Origin of the sequence: Ruegeria arenilitoris, from assembly GCF_013030985.1 — a bacterium.
Taxonomy (GTDB): domain Bacteria; phylum Pseudomonadota; class Alphaproteobacteria; order Rhodobacterales; family Rhodobacteraceae; genus Ruegeria; species Ruegeria arenilitoris_B.
On the sequence record NZ_WPYP01000010.1, the window covers coordinates 114,767 to 126,205 of the forward strand.

Genomic DNA, 11,439 nt, shown 5'->3' on the forward strand with positions numbered 1-11,439 from the left:
ACTTCGGGGAATTGCCGCAGTTCACAAGGCGTTTTTGCTCCCCGTGCCCTCAGCCCGGGAAACTTGTGGTCAGGATGTCCAGCTGCCCGGCCAGATCGGTCTGATCCCTGGCACCGATCAGCATGTACCCATACCCATCCTGCGCCCAGGTCGCCGTGGCCAAACCACTTAGAACCGCCTGTTTCAACTCTCTTGTCGGCGCACCTTCGCCCTGCCGGATCACACAAAAGGCAAAAGGCTGGCCCTGTTCATCAGCAAACACGACCTGAACCAGTGGCTTGCCCTTGAAGGACAGAATCTGCGCGCGCTTCAACTCTCCGCCCGGCAGCGCCTCAAGCGCCGCGCGGTTGAGCGACCGCCCCAGCTGTTCTTCGGCCATCGCAAATTGCGCGTCCAGCGCCTGGGGCGAGCTGTCCAGCGACGCGATCGTGTCCGGCGTATAGAGCGACTGATAGATCGCGGCCTGCGCGGCCCAGCCCAAAGGTTTCGGACGCATGGCCCAGTAGGTTGCGGATACGGCCACAACAGCGACCGAGGCCGCAACGGCCAGCAACCGCAACCCGCCGCCCGCAGGCCGGACGGGCGCAACAGGCACGTGTTCGGGCAGTTCAACCGCAGGCGTTTCGGCAGGCACACGCGCAAATACCGATTGCACCACAGGCGCAAACGGGTCCAACGCCATCAGGCGCTGTTCCAGCTCGGGGTCGGCCTCAACCGCGCTTTCGATGGCGCGGGCCTCAGCCTCGTCCAGTCTGCCTTCCAGATACGCTGTCAGCGTCTCGTCGGAAAACTTCATTTGCCACTCCGTCGAACGGCGTCTGCCGCCTCATGCTGCATCACGGTTTTCAGTTTCTGCCGGGCGTTGGACAGCCGGCTCATGATCGTTCCTATCGGCACCTCCAGCAACGCCGCGGCCTCGCGGTAGCTATAGCCCTCGACGAACACAAGCATGACCGTCTCGCGCTGTGCTTCCGGTAGTTGCATCACTTGAGTAAACACTTCAGCGGCGAAAATATTCGTTTCCGCGTCCGGCCCGGCGGCTATCAGTTCCGAATCGGGCGTGACCGACAACGCCTGCGCCTTGCGGACTGACCGCGCCCGCACTTCATTCAGCCAGATCGAGCGGCAGATGGTGATCAACCAACTGTCCAGCCGGTCATAGGACGTCACCTGATGATGGCGTTCCAGCGCGCGCAGACAGGTGGATTGCAGCAGGTCGTCGGCCACATCCGACGCACCGGACAGCGCCAGCCCGAACCGCCAGACACGCTTGGAGTGCATCTGGATCGCGCCGCGCACGGCCTGTTCCGAGCTTGTTTCACCACTCATCGAAAAATCGCGACCTGTGTGTTTTTCATTCACGGACCGGGGTCCGAAGGCTCAGAATTGACATAGCCCGAGGAGGAAAGAAATGAAACGCCTGATGCGGGTCGAAACAATTGTGGCGACAATTGTTGCAACACCGGTGCGTGCGTGCGGCTGGAATCTGTCGCCCGAAGGCAGGGAATTCGGGCGGATATGTCCAAGTCGCAAAAACCCGGCGCGATGATCTTCAGGGCGATTGCCAAGTTGTTTGGGAGTGATTGAGAAGAGCAAGTTCGCGGACCGGTTTGAAACAGCTGCGCAATTTATCCGTGATAACGACACGTGGCTCGCCATACCGAGCGATCAGTCGCGTCAAAAACCGACGTGCCGCCTTGGCGTTCCGCTGCGGCTGGACAAGAATATCGAGGACGTCCCCCTTGGCATCCACTGCCGGCCAAAGCCAGTGCTTCCGGCCGTTGATCGGGATGACCACATCGCCTTGATGCCGGTCGCTTAACCGGATCAGAAGACCCAAACAAATGGCAATCCTGATGAGAGGTCTACTACCGCTGATGGTCGGTTTTGATCACTGACCGGAATATTCCCACGACAGTGCTTTTGCCCTTCGAGTTTCTGGAGCGCTTCGCCGGCCTGCGCTGCATCATCATTCGTCACCATCATGGCTTGCCCGTTTGTGCCAACACGTCCCCGGGTACGCAGGACGGACACTTCACCGAACAACGTCGGCTGCAACTCTACTCCATAGAACCGCGCCACGTTGACGTCCGGCTCCACATGGATCAGGTGGACAGGTGTGGGTGCTGTCAGCTCCATGATCCAATTGTCAGTTAACTCAACTCTTCTGTCCGATGACACTTCGAGATCAGTTCCAGAGAAAGGATTCTGATCCTGACTGCACCCAGGTGTCTGCGTTAACGACCAGTCGCACATTCACCAAGGTCATTTTCGAGAAAACCAATCAGGTGGATACGTCAAACTCGCTGGCCGAGCGTCCCACTTGGGTGGTCGGAGCGTTCATCGGAACCCGGCCCTTTGCCGCAGGAAGGGACACAAGACTTGCGGTCGGACTTGTAGCTTGGAGACTGCGCAGCGGTGGCACGCAAGACGCCATTCACAAGGTACCGGCCGATCGCAGAGCGGGCATCAACTTACCGGATCCCGGAACCGAAGAGGCGTTCGCCCTGCTCATCAATCACCTGCTTCGCCTTGGCGATACTGAAGCTTTCGGCCTGATCACGGCTTTCAAAGACATCCGCCCGGATAATCGTATGGGTCTTGCGATCCCCGTCTAAGGTTTTTTCGATGCGGGCCGACAAGCGGTACTTACCACCCTCTGCCATCAGGTCGGGGAAGATCTCAAACCCTTTGTACGAGACCGGCTCCGGCTCAGACTTTTCGCCGCCACCAAAGAGTTTCGAGAAGAGGGACATGGCGCGGCTCCTTTCAATGTTGCACGGAACGGAGACTAACGCCGCTAAGGGCCGGGGTGAAGCGGGTCGTGAGATCAGATCACCGGTCGTCGATCCGATAGCGCGATCCGCGCATGGTTTGAAAGCCCCGATTTGCGGCGAAATCTCGGTCCTCCGCACCACTCTACCTTGTACGGAACGGCCCAAACCGGTCATTGGCGAACTGGACGAGATGCTGCTGTCGCAGCTCGCATTGCGGACATTTGCAGCCTGTACAAAGCACTTAACCACGTTGTGGCTGGCAGTGTGGGTCCATGTGACATTGAGAATGGGATCTATTTGTGGTGTTCCAGTTTTTCCGCAAAGTCGTCGCAATGCAAATCGGCGCTCTATCGCCTGAAGTGCATTGAACACCAAACCAAAAGATACCCTGTGACTTCTATCTTTTGCGATTCGCAATCATGTCAGATTCGTCCATCATACGCTCCCCGGTCGATTACGGCAGCAATGACCGTGAAACTATCAGCGTCCTGCGCGGCAGTAAGAGCGGCTTTCAGCTCCGTGGCGGACCCCACGGTATGCCCCACACCGCCAAAGGCCTCTGCCAAGCGCGCAAAGTCATGCTTCGCAAATTCCACGCCTGCGTTCTCAAGTTGCCGCCCGCGCTGTTTGATCTCAATGAGGGCAAGGCAGGCGTCCACGAAGACCACAAAAATCGTTTTCAGACCAAGTTCCGCCGCCGTCGACAATTCCCCTGCCACCATCAGCATTCCGGCATCGCCAGAGAATGAAACAACCTTGCGATCTGGTTCGATCAGCGAAGCGCCCATAGCAAGCGGGACGGCACAACCCATTGTGCAAAAGGCCGACGATTGCAGCAGTCCTTTCGGGGCGTAGCAGCTCCACTTCTGCGAAAGAAGAATGCGGTGCGCACCGGAATCGACCGTGGCTACGGTTTCCTTTGGCAGCACTTCGCGGCAAATGTCGATTACCGTCCCCGGCCCCCAAACCTCTGTCTCGGCAAATGCTGAGGTCAGGCTCTTACGAACCGAGTTGATCTTGCCGTCCGACCAACGGGATTTAGCCGCGACCCCATTCGAGATAGCGTCCAACGTGCGTCCGACATGCGAGACGAACTGAAGGCTCGATTGGTGCATGTAATGAGTATTTGGCTCAGCCGAAATATCGATAACATTGACTGTCTCTGTGTCCCAGACATCGCGCCAACCGACCCGCACTTCAATCGGGTCGTAGCCTGCACAGATGATCAGATCGGCCTCCTGCACGAACGGTAGCAGGACTTTATCATTCTTGGGTGACAGGCCCGCGCCGCTCATGCAAAGGGGATGGTCTTCAGGGATGATCCCTTTCGCCTTGTAGGTCGTGATGACCGGAACGTTCTGCGTTTCACAAAACCGCAGGACAGCGGCGCTTGCATCGTCTTTGAGCGCATCCAGGCCCACGACCATGACCGGCCGCTTGGAAGTCGCCAGCCAGGATCGGGCCAGAGTCAGATCGTCATCCGCAGGGACAACGGCACTCACTTTTGCGCGTCGGCGCTTCTCAACAGGTCCAGGACGCGCGTCGGCTACAGAAATCGGTATATCGATATGGACAGGGCCGTCGCGGCCATCAGTTGCGATAGCTACCGCTTTGTCCGCAATTGTATCTGCCCCTTCGGCGGTCAGCATAAAGCTGGCCTTGGTGATCGGGCGGAAAACGGCTTGGTGGTCGAGAACCTGGTGTGTGTAGGTAAGGGCCTCAGTCGCATCGACACACCCGGTCAGGACGATGAGCGGCACACGATCCTGCTGTGCGTTGGCGACGACATTCACACCATTTAATGCGCCCGGGCCAACCGTTGCCACGAGAATACCTGGTGCGCCGTTCATGTGATGCGCCCCTTCGGCCATAAAGCCAGCGCTGTTTTCATGTTTGCAGAGAACGAATGCGATACCAACCTTTTCAAGCGCATCGACAATCGTCAGCACTTCTCCGCCGGGCATGCCGAAAGCGTGCCGGCAACCAGCATCATAGAGCCGCCGCGCGAGAAGGTCGGCGGCCCGTAGGTCTTTGTCAGTTTTCATGGGGCCTCCTATTCAGCCGCGTAACGCGCCATGTCGGCAAGGCGCGCATATCCGTCCCGCGTCTGTGGTGTTTTGATGCCAAGAATGTTCCCAGCGACTTGAGTTCGAAGGATCTGTGCGGTCCCGCCACCGATGGTGAACATGCGCACATCGCGATACATCCGCTCCAGAGGTTCACGATCGCAATAGCCGCGTGCGCCGAACATTTGCAGCGCGTCGCTGACCACCTTTATGGCCATCTCGGACGCAAAGAGCTTGGCGCGGGCGGCCATCGTCATGTCGGGATACTGGCTGCCTTTTGGACCACGTGAACGCGCCGCTTCATGGAGAAGCAGCCGGGCCGCATGAACTTGAGTATCCATATCGGCGAGCATCCATTGAAGCCCCTGGAATTCTGCGAGCGGGCGTCCGAACTGTTCGCGTTGCAAGAGATAGCGTTTGGCATGTTCGAGCGCCCCTGCCGCGACACCCATGGCAATGGTGCCGGCACCAACGCGTTGCGAATTATACGCGTTCATCAGGTCGGCGAAACCGCGCTTGAGACCCGAAGGTGGTTTGACCAGCCATTTCTCGTCGATCTCGACATTCTCGAACCGCAATTCTGCTTCGGGCATACCGCACAGGCCCATTGTGTATTCGCGGCCCACTACGGTGAACCCCTTTGGCATGTCACCCGAGATCGGGTCGGCAAGCAGAATGAAGCCGCCAATCCCCTGTTCCACGCCTGCCTCATCGAGCACGCGGGCAAATATCAGGTGGAGCTTCGAAACCCCACCACCTGTGATCCAGTGCTTGGTCCCGTTGAGGATGTATGTGCTACCGTGTTTCCGGGCAGTAGTCTGCATTTCAGTCGCGGCACTTCCCGCGTCAGGTTCCGTAATGCAGATCGCGGGCTTGTCTCCTGCCAGCACATGTTGAGCGCAAAAAGCCTTCTGCTCGTCATTGCCATAACCCATGACCGCGCTGATACCGCCCATGTTGCCTTCGACAACGATGCGGGCCGTCAGGGTGCAGGCTTTCGCGATCTCTTCGACCACCATGGTCACATCCAGAAAACTCGCGCCCTGCCCGCCATATTTCTTTGGAATGGACATGCCCATGATGCCGGCATCAACCAGTTCGCCAATGTTCGGCCAGCAATAGGCGCGCGATCTGTCCCACTCAGTGGCGCGTTTCTCAAATCCTGGGGCCAGTTCTCTTGCAACGTTCACAAGCGGATGCGTCATGGCGTGTCCATCGTTTCTGTTTTCACCAGAATACGCTTGCGGAAATACAACTCAATCGAATAAGATTTGATATCAAATGCAGATCTTCTTAAGTTATGCAGACACGCTCTCTCAGAACCCTCATGCGGATCTCCAAGGTCGGCTCCTTTGCAAAGGCGGCCGAGCAACTGAACATGACATTGTCCGCACTTTCCATGCAGATGAAGGCACTCGAGACAGAGCTTGGCGTTGATCTCTTTGACCGCACCGTGCGACCACCGCGACTTACGCCAATCGGTCGGGCCATCGTCGAGGCAGCGATCCCGCTCCTGCAGAATGAAGATAGCCTTCTCGAAATCTGCCGCCCGACGGACACGCTGGTCGGGCATTTCCGAATTGGATTTGTCACAACAGCTGCCGTTCGCCTGCTGCCGGGCTTCCTGAACAACGCAAAGCATCACGCACCGCTAGCGACCTTCTCGTTTGAAACCGGCCTGTCCAAGGCTCTACAGGAGAAGGTCGTCAGCGGACAGCTTGATGCCGCGCTTGTCACGGATGCCGAAGGTGTTCCTGACGCGCTTGCGGAATTGGTGCTTCGAGAGGAACCCTTTGTCTTTGCGGCCCATGAGAGCTTGCTGAAAGACGGCCTCGGGGGGTTATTGAATACGCAGCCATTCTTTCACTTCATGCCCGACACAGGGATCGGAAAACTCATTGCTGGAGAGATGCTTAAGCACGAAAGACCAGAGGATTCCGAGACTATTGTCCTCGATAACCTTGAAGCGATCATGGAGTGTATCTCGGCGGGTCTGGGATTTACGCTTCTGCCCGCCCCCGATGTTATGCGGTATCGGTCTGACGACGTCAAAAGCATCCGTCTTCCCCAAACTTCAGCCAGAAAACTTGTTCTTGCAACCGCGTGCCAGGGTGCACTGGCCGGAAGGGAGGCGGTACTCGCGGGGCTGTTTTTAGCCGACGAGACTCACGCTTAGGGCGAATAAAACAAACCTTTCCTACGCTCGTGGCCTTGGCTGAATCGGCGAGGATCCTGAAGCAACTGAGCAACCCTGAGCAATACCGTGACATTCACGTTCAAGGACAGCCCAAAGCCGCCTTCTGTCGCGTGCAATCCATGATGCATTGCGGCGCGTGATAGGAGACATTCGCTGCGCTTGCGAAACTGGGCTCTGCGCGAACTCCCCCATACAATCATTCAAGTTCAGTGCCAGATATCCGGCAACTGTTCCTTTCTGCGGGCCATGAAGGCTTGGAGCTCTTCGTCAATTCCCTCGTCGAGATGCGGTGCGTCATATTCCTTGAGGCTGGACTTCCACTTAGCGTTGGCCCGTTGCGCCATGTCGGCCGCGCCTTTTTCGGACCAGTTTTCAAACGCCTGTGTGTCCGACAGTTCGGCGTCATAAAATGCGGTCTCGTAGTGCCTGAGGGTATGGGCGCAACCAAAGAAATGCCCACCCGGGCCGACCTCGGCGAATGCGTCCATGGCAAAGGCATCATCCTCGAGGGTCAAGCCGGCCAGAAACCTGTGCATTGCGCCCAGATAGTCCGCATCCATGACCAGCTTTTCGTAGGATAGCGTCAAGGCGCCTTCCAGCCAGCCCGCAGATTGCAGCACGAAATTCGCGCCGCTAAGAACCGCGGCGTGCAAGGCGGTCACGCTTTCCATCATAGCTTGCGCGTCGGGCAGTTTGGAGCTGGTGAATGCGCCCGAACACCGCACGGGAAGGCCTACCCGCCGCGCCAACTGGCCGGCCACGTAAGATGCCAGTGCAGATTCCGGGGTGCCAAATGAAGGTGAGCCGGTCTTCAGATCAACCGAAGTAACAAAATTGCCAAAGATCACCGGCGCACCCGGGCGGACAAGCTGAGCCAGCGCGCATCCCACCAGGACTTCGGAATAGGCCTGGGTCACTGCCGCGATCATCGACACCGGCGCCGTGGCACCTCCCAGAACGAAGGGGACGATGACCGGGCATTGCCCGGCGGCTGCATAAGTGCGGATTGCCCCCGACATGGCATAGTCGAAGACCAGCGGAGAATTCATGTTGATATTTGCCATGATTACGCAGTTCCGATCCACAAAATCTGAACCGAAGGCAATGCGCGCCATCTCAATGCTGTCGGCAGCCCGTTCGGGAGCGGTGACCGATCCCATGAAAGGTTTGTCAGTCCATTTCAAATGGGCATAAACCATATCCAGATGGCGCTTGTTCACCGGCAAATCGGTAGGTTCACAGGTGGTTCCGCCGGAATGGTGCAGCCAGGGCGACGTGTATACAAGTTTTGTCAGGTTCTCGAAATCCCGGATTGTTCCATAGCGACGACCACCGTCAAGATCGCTAACAAATGGCATGCCGTAGGCCGGGGCAAATATCACGTTATTGCCGCCCAGCTCGACGGTCCGTGCTGGGTTTCGGGCGTGCTGCCGAAAGACCCTCGGTGCCGTTTTGAGTAGATTTTGCAACAGCCCGGGTGGGAAACGCACCCGATCACCCGATACATCCGCACCGGATGCGCGCCACAGCTTCAACGCCTCGGGGTCATCGAGGAATTTTACCCCAACCTCCTGCAGGAGTTGCTCGGATCGAGCCTCAATCAACTCCAGCCCTTCATCGTGCATCAGGTCATAGGTGGGGATCTCGCGGCGGGCACCCGAGATCAGCGGCGCCTTGATTTGCTCCGAATTTCGGCGGGTATGACGTCGACGCGTCGCTGGCATGAGCTTTCCTGCAATTCACGGTTTTAATACGGCATAGTTCTCCAAACAGGTGGAACAGTCTGCTCCAGGAACGACCAAGGCGGTTGATCCCGACACAATTCCGCTCAATGTAAAAAGAAACTTAAAAACCGCTTTGGCTAAATTAACCATCGGCCGAATGCCTGACCGCCTTTCAGTGAAACGACCGGCCCAGACCAGACACTGGCCGGGATCCTGAAATGCTACGAGTGCAGCCCGATTTGCGGACATTTGCGGCAAGCCGCAAAGTAAGAACCTGGTTGAACTCACAGCAGTTCTACTTTGCTCGGGGCCATGCAACATCCGGATAGCGCCGCCTAGTCTACCCGGCGCCGGAATTCGGACTCGAATACACCGAAGGAATAGACATTCGCGACGTATTTGACCGCATCCGTCGATTTTTCCCGGTCGATATAGACGTTGCTACACTCTTCGCGGCCGACATGGACTGCCTCCGAGCGATGGCAGTACTGACTGTCCCGGATCGCCCAACGCGACGTGATTGGTTGGCCATCCATCCAGCCGAAATGCATAACGGTCACACCCTCGGACGGATGATCTTGCCGGTAGGGCATACCGAAGGGGCCGGTGTCGATGATTTCCTCGTATTCATCCGAGAAGAGCGCGACCAATTCGTCTTGCTCCAATCTGTCGGCTTCCCGCCCCTTCTCGAAATCGAATGGCGAGGCTGGCATTCCGACAGCGGAGAGCGCTTCGGCCCACGCTGCGTAGAGAGCCGGATCCGAGTACCGTCCGAAGTAACCCTTTTGCCAAAGGAGGTTGTTCCAGACTGTTTCCTTCAGAAACAGGTCCATGAACCGTTTCCCGATCTCTATTTCCCCGTTTTGGGCATGGGCCGCCGCCGCAAATATGTACTGATCGATCCGGTCGCTTTCTTCGGACGGGACCCGGCTCAGGAGCGCAAGCGCCCGGTCGACCTCGCCCAGGAGAAGGCGATGAAAGGCAAGCTCTCGCAATTCCGATGCATTGAGCCGGGGCGAAAGGTCTTCGTAGGCCGTGAATTCGGTGCGCGCTTCGTCATAGAGCCGGGCCGCCAGAAGCGCCTGGCCCAACACGTACCGCAGCCGGGGTTCATCAGGTTGCAGGAAGACGGCACCGCGGGCCTCGGTCAGGGCAGCGTTCCATTGTCGTTTCTCGATTTTGATGCCGATCTGAACCCCGAGGGCGTCCGGATGGGTATCGTCGACTTCGAGGATGTGGCGGACTGTTCGTTCCGCTTCCTCGAGCGCGTCGAGCGTATATCGGATGGTGTTGTAGCTACGGCTCCAGATGATGAAGTTTACGGTGGCGTAGCCTGCATGCGCAGCCAGAAAATCGGGATCCCGCTCGATCGCGCGTTCGTAGAGAGGCAGAGATTGTTCCAGTTCGAAGAAATTCCCGCTGGCCAGGAATCTTTCCGCTTCGGCAAAGGCCAGGAACGCTTCGATATCGGTTGTGGCCGGAGCCTGTAACACGGAGCGTTCCGGTGCCGACAAGGGACCCACGAGTTCGGCCGCGGCCTTTTGTTTGAGTCCGGCCAATAAATCGAAGAAGTCCGCAGGTGCCCCGCTAGCGCTTTCCTCCCAGATTACCGCGCCAGCATCGCCAAAATCCCTGAGCCTTACGGCAAGTTCAATCCGGTCGCCCTCGCGGGCCGCCATTCCGTCAAGCACGTACCGTATACCGGTCTCCAGGCCGATATCACCGGGTTCAAGTGCGATTCCGTTGTATCCGAGGGAGATGGAGTGCGGGACGGTTTGCAAACCCTCAACCCGTGACAGCGAGGCGATGAAATCCTCGGTCGCGGCGTCGGCAAGCGACCGGTCCCCGGCCGTGGCAGCGGCGAATGGAAGGATCAGCAGGCGGTCGCCCCTCGGCTGGGGTGGTGCCAACCAGATCCAAGCGAGATATCCAGCAGCAATAAGCACCAAGGCGAGCGCCACCGCACCGAAGCGCAGGGTCGGCTTGGGCGTACGGCGGGCCGAGACGACGGTACCGGCATATTCGGGGTTCGGAAGCACCGCAAAGGCTGTGATTGGATCCTGGATGTTCTTGACCTGTTGCGGGCCAAGATCCACGAAGCCGAGGTCGAGCTTACCGTGGACGTTCAGAAAGACCGGTTCGGATACGCAGATTCCTCCGGGGTCGGCGCAACCTTCCAAGCGGGACGCGATATTCACCCCGTCACCGAAGATGTCGTCGCCATCATGCACGATCTCGCCGAGATTGATACCGATACGGTAAGCGATGCGACGGTCTTCGGGAATATCCACTTCGAGGTTGGCCATCTCGCGCTGTACCGCGACAGCCCATTCGACGGCGCTGACCACGCTTGAGAACTCAAGCAGCGCGCCGTCGCCCGTCGTCTTGACAATTCGTCCCCCGAAACCCCGCACCGCGGGGTCGATCAGATCGGTCCGGATCGCCTTTTGGCGCGCCAGGGTGCCAGCCTCGTCCAATTGAACGAGGCGGCTGTAGCCGACCATATCGATCGCAACGATGGCCGCCAGCCGACGTTGAAACATCTCCTGAACCAAACCGATCCCCCACGCCGCGTTGGCGGACAGTATAGGAAATTCTCCGGAAGATGACGAGTTGGGTGCTTAAGGCCGATGCTTGAGGTCACCGGTGCCTGCCCGTACAGTTCAGGGCGGCCC

Annotated in this window: 10 protein-coding genes and 1 pseudogene; 2 read left to right on the forward strand and 9 right to left on the reverse strand. The window is 58.1% G+C overall.

All coding sequences use genetic code 11. The annotated features are described in order from the left end of the window. Positions 1 to 49: 49 nt before the first annotated feature. On the reverse strand, positions 50 to 796 hold the full coding sequence (locus GOX88_RS18820) for a hypothetical protein (protein ID WP_170405397.1): 747 nt from the start codon (positions 794 to 796) through the stop codon (positions 50 to 52). Further along, complete coding sequence (locus tag GOX88_RS18825) at positions 793 to 1,329, reverse strand: RNA polymerase sigma factor (RefSeq protein WP_170405400.1); 537 nt, start codon at positions 1,327 to 1,329, stop codon at positions 793 to 795. Before GOX88_RS18825 ends, GOX88_RS18820 begins: the two co-directional genes overlap by 4 nt. 82 nt (positions 1,330 to 1,411) lie before the next feature. Between GOX88_RS18825 and GOX88_RS18830 the strand changes: the two genes are divergently transcribed. Beyond that, the gene (locus GOX88_RS18830; RefSeq protein WP_170405401.1) at positions 1,412 to 1,549 is read left to right on the forward strand and encodes a hypothetical protein; all 138 of its coding nucleotides are present in this window, start codon (positions 1,412 to 1,414) and stop codon (positions 1,547 to 1,549) included. A gap of 42 nt (positions 1,550 to 1,591) precedes the next feature. On the opposite strand, the pseudogene GOX88_RS18835 reads toward GOX88_RS18830, so the two are convergent. The 5 genes and pseudogenes from GOX88_RS18835 to acdA all read right to left on the reverse strand — a co-directional run. Further along, positions 1,592 to 1,810, reverse strand: a pseudogene (locus tag GOX88_RS18835) (DDE-type integrase/transposase/recombinase); the annotation flags it as partial. Between the two features lie 17 nt (positions 1,811 to 1,827). Next, positions 1,828 to 2,139: a WGR domain-containing protein gene (locus GOX88_RS18840; RefSeq protein ID WP_170405403.1), complete on the reverse strand. Its 312-nt coding sequence runs from the start codon at positions 2,137 to 2,139 to the stop codon at positions 1,828 to 1,830. Between the two features lie 335 nt (positions 2,140 to 2,474). Beyond that, the gene (locus GOX88_RS18845) at positions 2,475 to 2,756 is read right to left on the reverse strand and encodes an HlyU family transcriptional regulator (RefSeq protein ID WP_170405405.1); all 282 of its coding nucleotides are present in this window, start codon (positions 2,754 to 2,756) and stop codon (positions 2,475 to 2,477) included. Between the two features lie 443 nt (positions 2,757 to 3,199). After that, positions 3,200 to 4,822 carry a thiamine pyrophosphate-binding protein gene (locus GOX88_RS18850; protein WP_170405408.1) on the reverse strand — a complete coding sequence of 541 codons (1,623 nt, stop codon included), beginning with the start codon at positions 4,820 to 4,822 and terminating at the stop codon, positions 3,200 to 3,202. Positions 4,823 to 4,830: 8 nt separating this feature from the next. Continuing rightward, the gene (gene acdA, locus GOX88_RS18855) at positions 4,831 to 6,048 is read right to left on the reverse strand and encodes a 3-sulfinopropanoyl-CoA desulfinase (RefSeq protein ID WP_170405411.1); all 1,218 of its coding nucleotides are present in this window, start codon (positions 6,046 to 6,048) and stop codon (positions 4,831 to 4,833) included. Between the two features lie 95 nt (positions 6,049 to 6,143). On the opposite strand from acdA, the gene GOX88_RS18860 reads away from it, so the two are divergent. After that, entirely contained in the window at positions 6,144 to 7,019 is an 876-nt protein-coding gene (locus tag GOX88_RS18860) for a LysR family transcriptional regulator (protein WP_302478203.1), read from the forward strand. Positions 7,020 to 7,246: 227 nt separating this feature from the next. Here GOX88_RS18860 and GOX88_RS18865 read toward each other — a convergent pair whose 3' ends face one another. Both GOX88_RS18865 and GOX88_RS18870 read right to left on the reverse strand, forming a co-directional pair. After that, positions 7,247 to 8,764: a trimethylamine methyltransferase family protein gene (locus GOX88_RS18865; protein ID WP_170405417.1), complete on the reverse strand. Its 1,518-nt coding sequence runs from the start codon at positions 8,762 to 8,764 to the stop codon at positions 7,247 to 7,249. A 335-nt stretch (positions 8,765 to 9,099) separates the two neighbouring features. Further along, positions 9,100 to 11,319 (reverse strand): adenylate/guanylate cyclase domain-containing protein, encoded by a 2,220-nt coding sequence (locus GOX88_RS18870; protein ID WP_170405419.1) that lies wholly within the window; start codon positions 11,317 to 11,319, stop codon positions 9,100 to 9,102. Positions 11,320 to 11,439: the final 120 nt, after the last annotated feature.

Coding starts and splice junctions, on each gene's coding strand:
- GOX88_RS18865 (WP_170405417.1), bottom strand. CDS start 8,764: ATGCCAGCGACGCGTCGACGTCATACCCGCCGAAATTCGGAGCAAATC.
- GOX88_RS18850 (WP_170405408.1), bottom strand. CDS start 4,822: ATGAAAACTGACAAAGACCTACGGGCCGCCGACCTTCTCGCGCGGCGG.
- GOX88_RS18820 (WP_170405397.1), bottom strand. CDS start 796: ATGAAGTTTTCCGACGAGACGCTGACAGCGTATCTGGAAGGCAGACTG.
- GOX88_RS18825 (WP_170405400.1), bottom strand. CDS start 1,329: ATGAGTGGTGAAACAAGCTCGGAACAGGCCGTGCGCGGCGCGATCCAG.
- acdA (WP_170405411.1), bottom strand. CDS start 6,048: ATGACGCATCCGCTTGTGAACGTTGCAAGAGAACTGGCCCCAGGATTT.
- GOX88_RS18830 (WP_170405401.1), top strand. CDS start 1,412: ATGAAACGCCTGATGCGGGTCGAAACAATTGTGGCGACAATTGTTGCA.
- GOX88_RS18840 (WP_170405403.1), bottom strand. CDS start 2,139: ATGGAGCTGACAGCACCCACACCTGTCCACCTGATCCATGTGGAGCCG.
- GOX88_RS18860 (WP_302478203.1), top strand. CDS start 6,144: ATGCAGACACGCTCTCTCAGAACCCTCATGCGGATCTCCAAGGTCGGC.
- GOX88_RS18845 (WP_170405405.1), bottom strand. CDS start 2,756: ATGTCCCTCTTCTCGAAACTCTTTGGTGGCGGCGAAAAGTCTGAGCCG.